General features: G+C 67.1%; 14 protein-coding genes. 6 read left to right on the forward strand and 8 right to left on the reverse strand.

Translation table 11 applies throughout. The annotated features are described in order from the left end of the window. Positions 1 to 65 precede the first annotated feature (65 nt). The gene (locus CFB52_RS00610; RefSeq protein ID WP_089464428.1) at positions 66 to 1,205 is read left to right on the forward strand and encodes a branched-chain amino acid ABC transporter substrate-binding protein; all 1,140 of its coding nucleotides are present in this window, start codon (positions 66 to 68) and stop codon (positions 1,203 to 1,205) included. 208 nt (positions 1,206 to 1,413) lie between these two features. Here CFB52_RS00610 and CFB52_RS00615 read toward each other — a convergent pair whose 3' ends face one another. The 6 genes from CFB52_RS00615 to CFB52_RS00640 form a co-directional block, all read right to left on the reverse strand. Then, positions 1,414 to 1,824 (reverse strand): hypothetical protein, encoded by a 411-nt coding sequence (locus CFB52_RS00615; RefSeq protein WP_089464429.1) that lies wholly within the window; start codon positions 1,822 to 1,824, stop codon positions 1,414 to 1,416. After that, entirely contained in the window at positions 1,817 to 2,485 is a 669-nt protein-coding gene (locus CFB52_RS00620) for a M35 family metallo-endopeptidase (RefSeq protein ID WP_089464430.1), read from the reverse strand. Before CFB52_RS00620 ends, CFB52_RS00615 begins: the two co-directional genes overlap by 8 nt. 4 nt (positions 2,486 to 2,489) lie before the next feature. After that, on the reverse strand, positions 2,490 to 3,035 hold the full coding sequence (locus CFB52_RS00625; RefSeq protein WP_089464431.1) for a hypothetical protein: 546 nt from the start codon (positions 3,033 to 3,035) through the stop codon (positions 2,490 to 2,492). Positions 3,036 to 3,045: 10 nt separating this feature from the next. After that, positions 3,046 to 3,705, reverse strand: coding sequence for a PAAR domain-containing protein (locus CFB52_RS00630; RefSeq protein WP_089464432.1), 660 nt, complete (start codon positions 3,703 to 3,705; stop codon positions 3,046 to 3,048). 170 nt (positions 3,706 to 3,875) lie between these two features. Further along, positions 3,876 to 5,384, reverse strand: a complete 1,509-nt coding sequence (locus CFB52_RS00635) for a class I adenylate-forming enzyme family protein (RefSeq protein WP_099315919.1) — start codon at positions 5,382 to 5,384, stop codon at positions 3,876 to 3,878. Between the two features lie 50 nt (positions 5,385 to 5,434). Next, positions 5,435 to 7,087 (reverse strand): acyl-CoA dehydrogenase family protein, encoded by a 1,653-nt coding sequence (locus CFB52_RS00640; protein WP_099315920.1) that lies wholly within the window; start codon positions 7,085 to 7,087, stop codon positions 5,435 to 5,437. A 120-nt stretch (positions 7,088 to 7,207) separates the two neighbouring features. On the opposite strand from CFB52_RS00640, the gene CFB52_RS00645 reads away from it, so the two are divergent. The 4 genes from CFB52_RS00645 (at position 7,208) to CFB52_RS00660 (ending at position 11,521) form a co-directional block, all read left to right on the forward strand. Further along, positions 7,208 to 7,876 carry a TetR/AcrR family transcriptional regulator gene (locus tag CFB52_RS00645; RefSeq protein ID WP_099315921.1) on the forward strand — a complete coding sequence of 223 codons (669 nt, stop codon included), beginning with the start codon at positions 7,208 to 7,210 and terminating at the stop codon, positions 7,874 to 7,876. 208 nt (positions 7,877 to 8,084) lie between these two features. Next, complete coding sequence (locus CFB52_RS00650; RefSeq protein ID WP_099315922.1) at positions 8,085 to 9,239, forward strand: pyridoxal phosphate-dependent aminotransferase; 1,155 nt, start codon at positions 8,085 to 8,087, stop codon at positions 9,237 to 9,239. A 48-nt stretch (positions 9,240 to 9,287) separates the two neighbouring features. Continuing rightward, entirely contained in the window at positions 9,288 to 10,076 is a 789-nt protein-coding gene (locus CFB52_RS00655; protein ID WP_099315923.1) for an ABC transporter substrate-binding protein, read from the forward strand. A gap of 14 nt (positions 10,077 to 10,090) precedes the next feature. Next, entirely contained in the window at positions 10,091 to 11,521 is a 1,431-nt protein-coding gene (locus CFB52_RS00660; protein WP_099315988.1) for an FAD-binding oxidoreductase, read from the forward strand. A gap of 52 nt (positions 11,522 to 11,573) precedes the next feature. On the opposite strand, the gene CFB52_RS00665 is transcribed toward CFB52_RS00660, so the two are convergent. Together CFB52_RS00665 and cadR are read right to left on the reverse strand one after the other, a co-directional pair. Further along, a complete protein-coding gene (locus CFB52_RS00665; protein ID WP_060966435.1) occupies positions 11,574 to 12,146 on the reverse strand; it encodes a PadR family transcriptional regulator in 573 nt (190 codons plus the stop codon). Positions 12,147 to 12,214: 68 nt separating this feature from the next. After that, on the reverse strand, positions 12,215 to 12,646 hold the full coding sequence (cadR, locus tag CFB52_RS00670) for a Cd(II)/Pb(II)-responsive transcriptional regulator (protein WP_059580548.1): 432 nt from the start codon (positions 12,644 to 12,646) through the stop codon (positions 12,215 to 12,217). 81 nt (positions 12,647 to 12,727) lie between these two features. Between cadR and CFB52_RS00675 the strand changes: the two genes are divergently transcribed. Further along, a complete protein-coding gene (locus CFB52_RS00675; RefSeq protein ID WP_099315924.1) occupies positions 12,728 to 15,280 on the forward strand; it encodes a heavy metal translocating P-type ATPase in 2,553 nt (850 codons plus the stop codon). Position 15,281: the final 1 nt, after the last annotated feature.

Genomic DNA, 15,281 nt, shown 5'->3' on the forward strand with positions numbered 1-15,281 from the left:
CAAACAAAGGAAGCGGCAAGGCGATCCCGAAGCTGCTTCATTTACCCTGGTACCAAGGAGATGCTATGCAACACACGATGAAAAAGGTGGCAGGCGCGACGTTCGTCGCGGTCATGTCGCTGGCGGGGACGGCCCATGCGGATGACGTGAAGATCGGTTACGCAGGGCCGATGACGGGCGCGCAGGCGCACTACGGCAAGGATATGCAGAACGGGATCGTGCTCGCGCTGGAAGACTTCAACGCGACGAACCCGAAGATCGGCGGCAAGCCGGTGAAGTTCGTGCTGAGCACGCAGGACGACCAGGCTGACCCGCGCACGGGCACGACGGTCGCGCAGAAGCTGGTCGACGACGGCATCAAGGGCATGCTCGGCCACTTCAACTCGGGCACGACGATTCCCGCCTCGCGCATCTACGCGAACGCGGGCATTCCGGAAATCGCGATGGCGACGGCGCCGGAATACACGCAGCAAGGCTACAAGACGACCTTCCGCATGATGACGTCCGACACGCAGCAGGGCTCGGTGGCCGGCGCGTTCGCATCGAAGGATCTCGGCATGAAGAAGATCGCGATCGTCGACGACCGCACGGCCTACGGCCAGGGTCTCGCCGACCAGTTCGAGAAGGCCGCGAAAGCCGGCGGCGCGACGATCGTCGACCGTGAATTCACGAACGACAAGGCTGTCGACTTCAAGGCGATTCTGACGAAGCTGAAGGCGGCGAAGCCGGACCTCGTCTACTACGGCGGCGCGGATTCGCAGGCAGCGCCGATGGTCAAGCAGATGAAGGCGCTCGGCATCACGGCCCCGCTGATGAGCGGCGAAATGGTGAAGACGCCGACGTTCCTGAAGATCGCGGGCAACGCGGCCGAAGGCACGATCGCGTCGCTGGCCGGGCTGCCGCTGGAAGAAATGCCGGGCGGCAAGGCTTACGCCGACAAGTACAAGAAGCGTTTCGGCGAAGACGTGCAGACCTACTCGCCGTACGCGTACGACGGCGCGATGGCGATGCTGAACGCGATGAAGAAGGCCGATTCGACCGATCCGGCGAAGTACCTGCCGGTGCTTGCGAAGACCGACATGGCCGGCGTCACGTCGACGCACGTCGCGTACGACGCGAAGGGCGACCTGAAGAACGGCGGCATCACGATGTACAAGGTCGAGAAGGGCGACTGGAAGCCGCTGAAGAGCATCGGCGGGAAGTAAGCAGCTCGATGTGATGTGACGCGCGGGCGGCGTTGCAACGCGTCGTCCCGTGCCTCATGCGAAAAAGCCACCGGGCCGTTGGGTCCGGTGGCTTTTTCTTTGGTGGCCCACGGCCGGCAGGGCATAGGGATCTTGCAGGCCGCGGTGCAGCAGGATCGCCGCATGCGTACGTCCATACCGCGTCGCCGTGATCGGCGGCATTGTGACGCTACTTGCCGTCGCAGCACTTGTTAGGGCAATCGGGCAGGAAGGAAATTTCCACACGCCGCCCATTGTCCACGTCGCGCTGCGAATAGACGCTGGTACTCTTGTTGATGGTCCCGCGTAAAAAACCGAGTTGCTCCAACAGCGCATACGCGGTTTGCAATCTCGATTGCGCAAGGGCCAGTGCTGCCGGTTCACTTTCCTCGGCATGGCCGCTGATCAGTGTCGTTTCCTTGGTTAGGTGATTTGCATAATTGAGTTTTTGATCGGCTACCCATTTTGCAATGCGAACGATCTCCGAATTCGATATGTACGAGCTGTCTCTCGAAAAATAGATGTCGAAGTTCTCGCTGGCGATGCATGCGAATGCCGGATTGGAGGTGAGAAGGCTTAGACAGACAATAAACTTAAGCATTGTAAATGACGTACCCTGCAATGCTGTCGGCATTGTTGATTGCTTGATTCGGATTTTCGGCTCCAAACGTCAGACACTCCTCCATGAAATATCTGTGATCCTTGGTTCCCATTGTGTCGTTGAAATGACTAACCTCATGAATCAGAGTGGAAACTACGGAATCTTTTTCCCATGAGAAATCTCGCATTGTACAAAAGTCGGGATGTATTGCAATCGTATGAGTTGCGGTATCCGGCGAACACACTGAGGCCGCGACTCCTGATTTGTTCGGATTTGGAACGCACCCAATATGTTTGAATCGCTCGCTATCCCATCGCGTGAAATTGTATCCTGTGAGTGTCTTTAGTACGCGGACGATTGCGTTCAGGCCTATTAATAGGGTTGCGCGGGTACCTTCGTCAGTTCTACCGAACCACTGTAATACGCGTGCCTTGTCAGCGTTGGACCAACGTTGCAAATCCTTGATTCTTTTTTCGACGAGAGAAACGGCCCGATCGCGTTTACTCAATACCATTTCCCGAAATTCCTTGTTTGTCATGTTATGACATATTTTTTCGGTATTGATCGTTACTTCCACCATCGACCCAGGATTGGTATTGGTGACTGCACCTGAGTGCACGAGGAACCATTCTCCGCCGTCATTCATATCGAAATTCTTCATTGCCTCAATGTTCCGTTGTATAGATTTTCAGAGTTGCCGAGGCATCGGTGGCGATTCGATGCGTTTGCCCGGCCGCGTCCGTGGTGCCCGTGAAAATCTGCCCGGTGTCGGTAACGATTCGGTAGCGGATGCTCGCGAGCGGGCGGCGGTAGCCATCGAGCAAGGTGAATTGCTCGTCGTGTACGACAGCCGACCGAGCAAATGACCGCTTGGTTGCATCCGGTTGGCGCCCAGTCAGCGTCGCTGCCTCTCCCGCAGTAAAAGTCATCCGCATGCCGCGCTCAGCGTAGAAGACCGGCGGTGGGTTGCATCCGCAGACATTGATATCGCCGCTCAATGCCCACTGTTTGCCGTTTGGGCCGGTACCGGGCCGACGCGGCCCTTGCGGTGCGATGTACCCTTCACGCTTGCAGGCCGAACAGTAGGTCTTCATATCGAGCGTGGCGATATGAACCCTCGGCGGCGGATTGGAACAAGTCACGGTGTCGAGGCCTTCGACAATCACCGCCTCCCCGGCGCGGTCGCCTTTAGCAAGAAAGTAGCGGATCATCGGCGCTACCTCAGCGGGGCATAGATGAGCAGGTGACGACGCTGAATACAACGGACGACGCTACGCCTTGTCGCTCGGGACTATCGGTGATCGTGTCGCCGTTATCGAGTTCGCTGCCAACGAATGCGAGCGGCGCGAAGCCGGGCCCGTCGGCCAGACCCAGACCGGTCGTGACGCGCGCGGTTGAACCGTCCGGATAGTGGATCAGGTCGCCCACCGTGGCAGCTTTGCCCAAGTGCGGCGCTACTTCCCATGTGCTGGACGGCTCGCGCAATGCACCGCCGCGCGCTGTTGTCGCGCCACGTACCGCCAGTCTGTAGGTGGGCGGCGCGGGTGGAGGCACATAGGTCGGATCGAACAGGCCCGCAACGCTTTGCCCATCCCGCACGTGAATGCCCCATGAGGTGCGCAGCGTTTCGGTAATGCGGTCACCGTTGCTCAACCGGCTGCCGACCAGCGCGAACGGCTTGCCTCCGCTATGGTTGTTTCCCGCGCCGTCGATAATCGAGGCTTCGCTGCCGTCGTCATAGGCCACTACGTCGCCGACGCAGGCGACTTCCAATCCAGCCAGGGTCAGGCCACTGGTTGCGGTGGTGATGCGTCCACCGCGTTCCGTGAGTGCGCCAACGGTGGCGAAAAGATGGGTCGGTGCTTTGGGTTCGTTTTTCATCCGGCTTCCCTGTCTCAGTAAATGGAATGGCTGCCTATAGACGCTATTCCAGATAAGAAACGTCGATCAATCGGACGAATATGATTCAGAGCTGTTAACTTCTATTACTTGTTCCGTTCGGCCTGTTGCATTGACCGCGCGCGCGAATGCGCTAGCTCAATCGCGGATGCTCAGTCCCTGCGCCCGCGCAGCAAGAACTTCTGCAACTTGCCCGTCGGCGTGCGCGGCAGCGCCTGCACGAACGCGAACTCGCGCGGAATCTTGTACGCCGCGAGCCGCTCGCCGCAGAACGTGCGCAGCGCATCCGCATCGGGCGCTGCGTTCGCCCGCATCACCACATGCGCGACGACCGTCTCGCCCCAGTCCGGATGCGGAACGCCGACGACGGCCGCTTCAACGATGTCCGGATGCGCGCCGAGCACGTCCTCCACTTCCTTCGAATAGACGTTCTCGCCGCCGGTGACGATCATGTCCTTCAGCCGGTCGACGATGAACAGATAGCGATCCTGATCGATCCGCGCGATGTCGCCGGTGCGATACCAGCCGCCCGGCGCGAATGCGGCGTGCGTGGCGGCCGCGTCGTCGAGATAGCCGAGCATCATGCTGTCGGCCTTCAACCAGATCTCGCCGGTCTCGCCCGGCCGCGCATCGACGCCGTCCATCCGCACCACCCTCAGGTCGACGCCCGGGCCGCCGTGGCGGCCTATCGAGCCGGCCTTCGCGATCTGCTCGTCCGGATACAGCGTCGTGCCGGCGGGCCCCGCTTCCGTCATTCCGTACACCTGAAAGAACGCGTGACTGCGATACGCACGGGCAAGCCGTTCGGCCTGCGCGGCGCCGATCGGACCGCCGCCGTACAGCCACGCGCGCACGCTCGACAGGTCGAACGCCGCGAAGCCGTCGATCGTGTCGAGCGGCAGCGTATACGACACCGGCGCGCCGAAATACAGCGTCACGCGCTCGCGCTCGACGGTCTGCAGGAAGCGCAGCGGATGGTATTCGCGCAGCAGCACGACGGTGCCGCCCGCATACAGCGTGCCGCCGAACCAGTTGTTCAGCGGCGACGAATGCCAGATCGGCATCGCCGTCAACGTGCGTTCGTCACGGCCGATGCCGGTCGCGAGCGCCGCCTGCATCGCCGCGAGCGTCACCGTGCGATGACTGTGCACGCAACCCTTCGGGCGGCCAGTCGTGCCGGACGTGTAGAGGATCTGCGCGATGTCGCCGTCGGCCGGCTCGATGCCCGCGAGGCCGTCCATCGTCGCGCACATCGTGTCGAAGTTCGGCACGCCGTCGAGCTCGCCCTCGGTCACGAGCCGCCGCGCCGGATGCACGACGCGCTCGACCACCGGCGCGAGCGCCACGTCGAACAGCAGCGCGGTGCTGCGGCTGTGTTCGAGCACGTAGTCGACTTCCGGCGCCTGCAGCTTGTGGTTGATCGGCACGAACGCCGCGCCGAGCCGCCATGCGCCGAACATCAGGTCGACGAAGGCCGGCGTGTTGAAGCACATCGCGGCGACGCGGTCGCCGGCCGCGACGCCGAGCGCGCTCAGCACGGCCGCCGCGCGGTGCGAACGCTCGCGCGCGGCCGCATACGTGATCGTCGCGGATTCGCTGACGAGGAACGGTTTGTCGGGCGTCGCACGGGCGGCGCGGTCGAGGGCGGCGACGAGATTCATCGAGGCTCCGGGCGGGCGAACGAACGCGAATTCGGGTGAACGGGCCGGCGTCAGGCCGGGTACGCGCGCTGCAGCAGCGCGGCGACGTCGGTCGCATGCGGATCGAAGCCGCCCGCGATGCGTCCCCAGTCGGGCGCCGCGAGCCGCGTCGCGACGAACGCGTCGGCGACAGCCGCCGGCGCATCGCGGCGCAGCAGGCACGCCTGCGCGACGAGCGCGAGCCGTTGCGCGAACACGCGGCCCGACGCTTCGAGCATGTCGGCCGGGGCGGCGAGCATCGCGCGCAGCGCGTCGAGCGCCGCGCGAATGCGCGGTTCGCCCGCACCGAGGTCGGCCAGTTCGTCGAACAGCGCGGCGGCCGCGTCGGGCTCGCGCGACACCGCGCGTAGCACGTCGACGCACATCACGTTGCCCGAGCCTTCCCAGATCGAATTGACGGGCGCCTCGCGGAAGAGGCGCGCGATCGGGCCGTCGTCGACGTAGCCGTTGCCGCCGAACACTTCCATCACCTCGCCGGTCAGCTCGACCGCGCGCTTGCAGACCCAGAATTTCGCGGCGGGCGTGACGATCCGTTTCCATGCACGTTCGCGCGGCGAGTCGTCGCGTTCGAACGCATCGGCGAGCCGCATCGCGAGCGACAGTGCCGCCTCGCTTTCGAGCGCGAGATCGGCGAGCACGGTGCGCATCAGCGGCTGCTCGGCGAGCGCGCGGCCGAATGCGTGACGCTGGCGCGTGTACGCGATCGCCTGCACGACGCCCTGGCGCAGCATCGCCGCGCTGCCGAGCACGCAGTTCAGCCGCGTGTACGTCGCCATCTCGATGATGGTCGGAATGCCGCGGCCTTCGTCGCCAAGCATGATTCCCCACGCGTCGTTCAGCTCGATCTCGCTGCTCGAGTTGCTGCGGTTGCCGACCTTGTTCTTCAGCCGCTGGATCTCGACCGCGTTCTTCGTGCCGTCCGGCCGCCAGCGCGGCACGTAGAAGCACGACGGGCCGCCGGCTTCGGTGCGCGCGACGACGAGGTGCGCGTCGCACATCGGCGCGGAGAAGAACCACTTGTGGCCGCGCAGCCGGTATTCGCCGCCGCGCCCGCCCGCGCCGACCGGCGTGGCGAGCGTCGTGTTCGCGCGCACGTCGGAGCCGCCCTGCTTCTCGGTCATGCCCATGCCGAACCAGATCGCCCGCTTGGCGGCGATCGGCACGTCGCGCGGATCGTAGTCGTCGCTGTAGAGCTTGTCGCGCAGCAGGTCCCACAGCGCGGGTTCCTTTTGCAGCACGGGGATCGCGGCCTGCGTCATCGTCGCCGGGCACAGCGTGCCGGCCTCGATCTGGCCGTGCAGGTAGAAGCCGGCGGCCGTCGCGGCCCAGCGGCCGCGGCGCGACTCGCGGAACGCGAGCGACACGAAGCCTTCGTGGCGGTACTGGCCGAGCAGCGCGTGCCAGGCGGGGTGGAAGTCGACGCGATCGATGCGCCGGCCGCGCCGGTCGAACGCGTTCAACTCCGGTGTGTGCCGGTTCGCTTCGTCGGCGAGTTGCGCGGTGTCGGCGCTGCCGAGCCGCGCGCCGTACGCGTCGAGCTGCGGCACGGCCCAGTCGGCGCCGGCCCGGACGAGCGCGTCGCGCAGCGCGAGATCCGTCGCGAAGAGGTTATAGTCGACGAGTTCGTCGAACTGGTTCGTGACGGCGTGAGTCGGGTCGGTCATCGCGGTTGTCTCCGGTCTCGTGCTTCGCGGTCAGCCGGCGTCGCGCCGCGCGCAAGGCGCTTCGGCGCGGGTTCGGGCTGCCGGTAAAACGTGTTCCCTGCTGAATTCAGAGTAGCAAATATGCCGCCGCGACATGTTCAGGTTCCGGCGCCGCCCGGCTCGCCGGCGGCGCAACCCGCGCCCGCGTTGCGCCGCCGGCCGCGCCAGTCGCGCGCGCAGGCGAGCTCCGACGCGCTGCAACAGGCGTTCGTTCAGCTTTTGCTCGAACGCGGCTACGCGAAGGCGACGATCCGCGAGATCGCGGCCGTCGCGGGCGTCAGCATCGGCACCTTCTACGAGTATTTCGGCGACAAGCAGAGCCTCGCGGCGCTCTGTATCCACCGCCGCGTGCTGGCGCTGGCCGACCGGCTGCGCGACACGGCGCAGCGGCTGCGCGGCGCGCCGCGGGCGGCGCTCGCCGCCGCGCTGGTCGACCTCCAGGTCGATGCGATCGCCGCCGACACGGCGCTCTGGGGTGCGCTGTTCGCGCTGGAGCGGCAGGTGTCGCCGCTGGCCGCGTATCGCCGGCATTACGACGCCTATGTCGCGCTGTGGCGCGATGCGCTCGCGCACGCGGCCGATCCGCCGCCGGCCGAACGGCTCGACGGGATCGCGCGGATGGCCCAGACGATCTGTTACGGCGGGCTGTCGCAGGCGCTGCTGACGCTCGGGCCCGCGCTCGATTTCGCCGCGCAACGCCGCGAACTGCGGGCCGTGCTGCTCGCGTATCTCGCGGCGGCCGACGCCTAGCCTTTCATAGGGAAAATGCCGGATTTGCATGTCGGCCCGTCGAGCCGGCCGTGCCGTTGCGTGCTTTTCCCGGCGAGCCATGAGAAAAATGCATGGCCGCCATGACGAACTTTCGATTGTCCGCCGATATTGGCTCGGGCTAAATCATGCGGCAGATGCGGTGCCGCGCATGGCGCCGCCCGCCCGAAGGACATCAGGAGGAGGAGTCATGCGAAGCGCCACCGCGCCCCGTTCGAAACTGCCCGACGTCGGGACGACGATCTTCACGGTGATCGGCCAACTGGCTGCTCAACACGACGCGTTGAACCTGTCGCAGGGCGCGCCCAATTTCGCGCCCGATCCGGCGCTCGTCGAAGGCGTCGCGCGCGCGATGCGCGACGGTCACAACCAGTACGCGCCGATGGCCGGCGTGATCGCGCTGCGCGAGCGGCTCGCCGAGAAGACCGAGGCGCTGTACGGCGCGCGCTACGACCCGGCGACCGAGATCACGGTGATCGCGAGCGCGAGCGAAGGGCTCTATGCGGCGATCAGCGCGCTCGTGCATCCGGGCGACGAGGTGATCTATTTCGAGCCGTCGTTCGACAGCTATGCGCCGATCGTGCGGCTGCAGGGCGCGACGCCGGTCGCGATCAAGCTGTCGCCCGAGCATTTCCGCGTGAACTGGGACGAGGTGGCCGCGGCCATCACGCCGCGCACGCGGATGATCATCGTCAACACGCCGCACAACCCGACCGCGACCGTGTTCTCCGCCGACGATCTGGAGCGGCTCGCGCAGCTCACACGCGACACGGGGATCGTGGTGCTGTCCGACGAAGTCTACGAACACGTCGTGTTCGACGGCGCGCGGCACCAGAGCGTCGCGCGCCACCGCGAGCTGGCCGAGCGCAGCGTGATCGTGTCGTCGTTCGGCAAGTCGTTCCACGTGACCGGCTGGCGGGTCGGCCATTGCGTCGCGCCGGCCGAGCTGATGGACGAGATCCGCAAGGTGCACCAGTTCATGGTGTTCTCGGCCGACACGCCGATGCAGATCGCGTTCGCGGAAATCCTCGCGCGGCCGGACAGCTACCTCGGCCTGTCGGCGTTCTACCAGGCCAAGCGCGACCTGCTCGCGCGCGAGCTGGCCGAGTCGCGTTTCGAGCTGCTGCCGAGCGAAGGCTCGTTCTTCATGCTCGCGCGCTTTCGCCACTTCTCGGACGAAAGCGACAGCGATTTCGTGCTGCGCCTGATCCGCGACGCGCGGGTCGCGACGATTCCGCTGTCGGCGTTCTATACCGACGGCACTGACGCCGGCGTGATCCGGCTCAGTTTTTCGAAGGACGACGCGACGCTGGTCGAAGGCGCGCGGCGGCTGCGTTCGCTGTAGGACAACCGGCGGCGGAGACGTCGCATCGACCCGACCCAGGAGATCACAATGAAACACACGGCTACCCTCAAACTCGCGTTCGCACTCGCGTGCGCAAGCGGCGCCGGCGCGGCGCTCGCCGATGCGCCGACGCTGCGCTTCGGCCTCGAAGCGCAATACCCGCCGTTCGAATCCAAAGCGCCGAACGGCGACCTGCAGGGCTTCGACATCGACGTCGGCAATGCCGTCTGCCAGACGGCGAAGCTGTCGTGCAAATGGGTCGAGACTTCGTTCGACGGGCTGATTCCGGCGCTCAAGGGCCGCAAGTTCGACGCGATCAACTCGGCGATGAACGCGACCGAGCAGCGGCGCCAGGCGATCGACTTCACGACGATCATCTATCGCGTGCCGACCCAGTTGATCGCGCGTACCGGCAGCGGCCTGCTGCCGACGCCGGAATCGCTGAAGGGCAAGCGCGTGGGCGTGCTGCAGGCGTCGATCCAGGAGACCTTCGCGAAGGCGCACTGGGAGCCGGCCGGCGTCGCGGTCGTCGCGTACCAGGACCAGAACCAGGCGTATGCGGACCTGGTCGCGGGCCGCCTCGACGCGACGCTCGTGCTCGCGCCGTCCGGCCAGCGCGGCTTCCTGTCGCGCCCGGACGGCAAGGGCTTCTCGTTCGTCGGCCAGCCGGTGCACGACGACAAGATCCTCGGCAGCGGCATCGCGTTCGGCCTGCGCAAGGGCGACGACGCGCTGAAGGCGAAGCTCGACGCGGCGATCGACAAGCTGAAGGCTGACGGCACGGTGAAGTCGCTCGGCCTGAAGTATTTCGGCGATATCGACATCTCGACGAAGTGAGCGGGCCGCGCACGATGCCGATCCCGAACCCGGGCGCCACGGGCAGCGAACCGGGCGGCAGGCCGCCGCCGGACGAGGCCGTCGATGCCGTGCTCGCCGCCGAACTGGGCGACGCGCTCGTCACGCGCGCGGCCGATATCGATCCGCGCTACTTCACCGCGTACAACGAGCCGGCCGGCGTGCGGCCGCGTGCGCTGGTGCGCCCGCGCAGCGTCGACGACGTGTCGCGCGCGCTCGCGCTGTGCACGCGGCTCGGCCAGCCGGTCGTGCCGCAAGGCGGACTGACGGGGCTCGCGCGCGGCGCGGTCGCGCTGGGCGGCGAGGTCGTGCTGTCGATGGAGCGCTTCGCGGGCATCGACGCGCTCGACGCGGCGGCCGGCACGATCACCGTGCGCGCGGGCACGCCCCTGCAGACGGTGCAGGAAGCCGCGCAAGCGGCGGGCTTCACGTTCGGCGTCGATCTCGGCGCGCGCGGCTCGTGCCAGATCGGCGGCATGCTCGCGACCAATGCGGGCGGCACGCGCGCGATCCGCTACGGGATGATGCGCGAGCAGGTGCTCGGGCTCGAGGCCGTGCTCGCGGACGGCACGGTCGTGTCGTCGATGAACCGGATGCTGAAGAACAACGCGGGCTACGACCTGAAGCAGCTCTTCATCGGCAGCGAAGGGACGCTCGGCGTCGTCACGCGCGCGGTGCTGCGGCTGCATCCGTTGCTCGCGGCGCCGGCCACGGCGCTCTGCCGCGTGCGCGACTACGAGACGGTGGTCGCGCTGTGGAATCGTGTCCGCACGCTGCCGGAAGTCGTCAGCTTCGAGGCGATGTGGCCGGCGTTCTACGACTACGTCGCGCGCCATACACCCGGGGTGTCGGCGCCGTTCGTCGGCGCTGGCGGTTTCGTGGTGTTGATCGAATGCGCGACGAGCGCGCCGGGCGGCGATGCGCACCAGGCGCTCGAAACGGAGCTGGGTGCGGGGTTCGATGCGGGGCTCGTCGACGATGCGGTGCTCGCGACTTCCGAGCGGCAGGCGCGGGACTTGTGGACGCTGCGCGAAGGCCTCGCGATCGATGCGCTGCCCAATCTCGTCAATTTCGACGTCAGCTTGCCGACGGGCGAACTCGGCGCGTTCGCCGAACGCTGCGAGGCGGCGTTGCGGGCGCGCTGGCCGGCGCTCACGTGCCTGTTCTTCGGCCATGTCGGCGACGGCAACGTGCATATCGGCGTGTCGCTGACCGACATGACCGACGCGGACGCCGACGCGCTCGATCACTGCGTGTATGCGGTGGTGCGCGACATGGGCGGCTCCGTGTCGGCCGAGCACGGGATCGGCGCGCTCAAGCGTCCTTATCTCGCGCACACGCGCAGCGACGCGGAAATCGGGCTGATGCGGCGCCTGAAGGCCGCGCTCGACCCGCGCGGCATCCTGAATCCCGGCAAGGTGCTGTGACGCGGCCGGCGCCCGTCGCCCGCCGCCGGCGGAAAACGGCCGGCGCGACGCGTCAACCGTCCACCCAGCGCAGCGCGCCGATCTTCAGGTGTTCGACGACGCTGCGCGCCCAGTCGAGCTCCGCATTGAGCAGCACGAGCGCATGTTCGTTCTGCAGCAGGAACAGGCGCGGCACCTGGTCGGCCTGCGCGGCGGCGCGCAGCGCTTCCAGCCGCTCGCGCTCGGCGTCGAGACGCGCGATACGCAATTCGAGCTGGTGGCGCGCATCCTCGGCATCGAGCAGCGGCAGGAACGCGAGACCGGCTCCGAATGCCGGAAATTCACGCGCGGGCTCCGCGAGCAGCGCATGCAGCCACGCCTGCCCCGCCGTGTGCCCGGCTTCCGTCAGCGCATACACGGTGCGCTCCGGAAACGCGCCGTCGCGCTCGGTGTCGTGCACGGCGATCAGCCCGTCGCGCAGCAGGCGGTCGATCGTCTGGTAGAGGCTCGTGCGCTGCCGCACGTTGACGACTTCGTCGTACCCGCGGGCCTTCAGTTGCTGCAGCATCCCGTACGGATGCATCGGCGCTTCGGTGAGCGTCGCGAGGACGGCCAGCGCGAGTGGGGACGGGCGGCTCGTGGACATGAATAGTTAAAGTATGTCTAGTAATAATATAACTATTCTCGAATAGACTATCTGGTTTGACAAGGGTTTCAGCCGAGGTGCGAGCGCTTCGCGGCCGGCGCGACGGTTTCCATCGTCGCGAGACCGTGCACGATGCCGCAATCCTCGACCGAATGCTCGCCCACGCACTGGCGGCGCAATTCGGTGAGCTGGTTGCGCAGATGCGTGAGTTCGGCGAGGCGCGCATCGACGTGTCCGATGTGATCGTCGAGCAGCGAATTGATCGAATCGCAGCGGTCGGCCGGCGTATCGGTGAGCCGCAGCAACGCGCGGATTTCGTCGTGCGCCATGTCGAGCGCGCGGCAGTTACGGATGAAGCGCAGCCGCTCGACGTGCACGTCGGTGTAGTTGCGGTAGTTCGAATCGGTGCGCTCCGCGTCCGGCATCAGACCCTCTTTCTCGTAGAAACGGATCGTCTCGGGCGTGCAGCGGGCCGCTTTGGCCAGTTCGCCAATCTTCATGCCTTTCTCCCGTCCAAGGGTTGACCTTGTAGTGGCTTCAGGGTGTTAACTCTACACCGTCAAGCCACAAAGGAGGTTGTCATGACCGACGCCAAGCGCACCCCCGACCCACGACACCGTCATGCCGGCGGCGCCGATGCGTGCTGCGCCGATGCGCGCGACACGCAGACGGCGGCCGTGGCCGATGCGGTGCCGGCGGCCGGCGCGCGCGCGCACGGCCATGACCGCGATCGCGATCATGGCCACGACCACGGGCACGATCACGCCGCACACGGCGACGCGGGTCATGACCACGATCACGACGACGCGCGTGACGATACGCATCAGCATGGCGCCACGTGTTCGCACGACCACCCCGCGCATGACCATGTCGGCGACGACCACGACCACGACCACGACCACGACCACGACCACGACCACGCGGCCGGCGACTGCTGCGCGCCGGCCGCGCTGACGCTCGCGCCGCTGCCGGTCGCGCAGGCGACCGCGTCGGGCCACGTGCGCTCTGCGTTCCGGATCATGCAGATGGACTGCCCGACCGAGGAAACGCTGATCCGCAAGAAGCTCGGCGGGATGAGCGAAGTGTCGGCGCTCGAATTCAACCTGATGCAGCGGATGCTGACCGTCGAGCACGTGCCCGGCGCGCAGCCGGCGATCGAAGGCGCGATCCGCACGCTCGGGATGACGCCGGAGGCCGCGACGGCCGATGCGCCGTCGGCGCCCACCGCGCCGCCGCCGGCGAAGCCGTGGTGGCCGCTGGCACTCGCCGGCGTCGCCGCGATCGCGTCCGAAGGCGCGACGTGGGCCGGGCTGCCGGTGTGGCTGTCGGCGGCGCTCGCGCTCGCCGCGGTGCTCGCGTGCGGGCTCACCACGTACAAGAAGGGCTGGATCGCGATCCGCAACGGCAACCTGAACATCAACGCGCTGATGAGCATCGCGGTGACGGGCGCGATGGCGATCGGCCAGTGGCCGGAAGCCGCGATGGTGATGGTGCTGTTTACGATCGCCGAGCTGATCGAGGCGAAGTCGCTCGACCGCGCGCGCAATGCGATCCAGGGGCTGATGCAGCTCGCGCCGGACACCGCGACCGTGCAGCAGGCCGACGGCTCGTGGCGCACGATCGAGGCCGCGCAGGTCGCGCTTGGCGCCGTCGTGCGCGTGAAGCCGGGCGAGCGGATCGGGCTGGACGGCGAAGTCGTCGCGGGCCGCTCGACGGTCAACCAGGCGCCGATCACCGGCGAGAGCCTGCCCGTCGAAAAGGCGAGCGGCGATGCCGTGTACGCGGGCACGATCAACGAATCCGGTTCGTTCGAATACCGCGTGACGGCCGTCGCGGCCCACTCGACGCTCGCGCGGATCATCCACGCGGTCGAGGAAGCGCAGGGCGCGAAGGCGCCGACGCAGCGCTTCGTCGACCAGTTCGCGCGGGTCTACACGCCGATCGTATTCGCGGTCGCGCTGCTGGTCGCGGTGGCGCCGCCGCTCGTGATGGGCGGCGCGTGGCACGACTGGATCTACCGCGCGCTGGTGCTGCTCGTGATCGCGTGCCCGTGCGCGCTGGTGATCTCGACGCCGGTGACGATCGTGTCGGGGCTCGCGGCCGCGGCGCGGCGCGGAATTCTCGTGAAGGGCGGCGTCTATCTGGAGGAAGGGCGCAAGCTCGCGTGGCTCGCGCTCGACAAGACCGGCACGATCACGCACGGCAAGCCGGTGCAGACCGACTTCGACGTGCATGCGGACGATGCCGATGCGGCGCGCGTGCGGCACCTCGGCGCGAGCCTCGCGGCGCGCTCCGATCACCCGGTGTCGCAGGCGATTGCCGCCGCGGCGCGCGACGCCGGCACGACGGCATTCGCCGACGTGCAGGACTTCGAAGCGATCGTCGGGCGCGGCGTGCGCGGCACGATCGACGGCGCGCGCTACTGGCTCGGCAACCACCGCCTCGTCGAGGAGCTCGAGCGCTGCTCGGCGGCACTCGAGACGAAGCTCGACGCGCTGGAGCGGCAGGGCAAGAGCGTCGTCGTGCTGGTCGACGAAACGCGCGTGCTCGGTATCTTCGCGGTGGCCGACACGATCAAGGACACGAGCCGCGCCGCGATCGCCGATCTGCATGCGCTCGGCATCCGCACCGCGATGCTGACGGGCGACAACCCGCACACCGCGCAGGCGATCGCCAAGCAAGCGGGCATCGACGACGCGCGCGGCAACCAGTTGCCGGAAGACAAGCTCGCGGCGGTCGAGGAACTGTCCGCGGGCGGCGCGGGCGCGGTCGGGATGGTCGGCGACGGGATCAACGATGCGCCGGCGCTCGCGCGCGCCGACATCGGCTTCGCGATGGGCGCGATGGGCACCGACACGGCGATCGAGACGGCCGACGTCGCGCTGATGGACGACGACCTGCGCAAGATTCCCGCGTTCGTGCGGCTGTCGCGCGCGACGCACCGCGTGCTGGTACAGAACATCGGCTTCGCGCTCGGCGTGAAGGTCGTCTTTCTCGGGCTCACCGTCGCGGGGCTCGGCACGATGTGGATGGCGGTCTTCGCGGACGCGGGCGCGAGCCTGATCGTCGTGGCCAACGGCTTGCGGCTGCTGTCGTCCTCCGGGGCGTTCGGCGGCGCACCGGCCAAGCGTTGAG

Origin of the sequence: Burkholderia sp. AU18528 (assembly GCF_002223215.2) — a bacterium.
Lineage (GTDB): Bacteria > Pseudomonadota > Gammaproteobacteria > Burkholderiales > Burkholderiaceae > Burkholderia > Burkholderia semiarida.

Bases quoted from the DNA above. Each gene is read 5' to 3' on its own strand.
- CFB52_RS00610 (WP_089464428.1), top strand. From the start codon at position 66: ATGCAACACACGATGAAAAAGGTGGCAGGCGCGACGTTCGTCGCGGTC.
- CFB52_RS00615 (WP_089464429.1), bottom strand. From the start codon at position 1,824: ATGCTTAAGTTTATTGTCTGTCTAAGCCTTCTCACCTCCAATCCGGCA.
- CFB52_RS00620 (WP_089464430.1), bottom strand. From the start codon at position 2,485: ATGAAGAATTTCGATATGAATGACGGCGGAGAATGGTTCCTCGTGCAC.
- CFB52_RS00625 (WP_089464431.1), bottom strand. From the start codon at position 3,035: ATGATCCGCTACTTTCTTGCTAAAGGCGACCGCGCCGGGGAGGCGGTG.
- CFB52_RS00630 (WP_089464432.1), bottom strand. From the start codon at position 3,705: ATGAAAAACGAACCCAAAGCACCGACCCATCTTTTCGCCACCGTTGGC.
- CFB52_RS00635 (WP_099315919.1), bottom strand. From the start codon at position 5,384: ATGAATCTCGTCGCCGCCCTCGACCGCGCCGCCCGTGCGACGCCCGAC.
- CFB52_RS00640 (WP_099315920.1), bottom strand. From the start codon at position 7,087: ATGACCGACCCGACTCACGCCGTCACGAACCAGTTCGACGAACTCGTC.
- CFB52_RS00645 (WP_099315921.1), top strand. From the start codon at position 7,208: ATGCCGCCGCGACATGTTCAGGTTCCGGCGCCGCCCGGCTCGCCGGCG.
- CFB52_RS00650 (WP_099315922.1), top strand. From the start codon at position 8,085: ATGCGAAGCGCCACCGCGCCCCGTTCGAAACTGCCCGACGTCGGGACG.
- CFB52_RS00655 (WP_099315923.1), top strand. From the start codon at position 9,288: ATGAAACACACGGCTACCCTCAAACTCGCGTTCGCACTCGCGTGCGCA.
- CFB52_RS00660 (WP_099315988.1), top strand. From the start codon at position 10,091: ATGCCGATCCCGAACCCGGGCGCCACGGGCAGCGAACCGGGCGGCAGG.
- CFB52_RS00665 (WP_060966435.1), bottom strand. From the start codon at position 12,146: ATGTCCACGAGCCGCCCGTCCCCACTCGCGCTGGCCGTCCTCGCGACG.
- cadR (WP_059580548.1), bottom strand. From the start codon at position 12,646: ATGAAGATTGGCGAACTGGCCAAAGCGGCCCGCTGCACGCCCGAGACG.
- CFB52_RS00675 (WP_099315924.1), top strand. From the start codon at position 12,728: ATGACCGACGCCAAGCGCACCCCCGACCCACGACACCGTCATGCCGGC.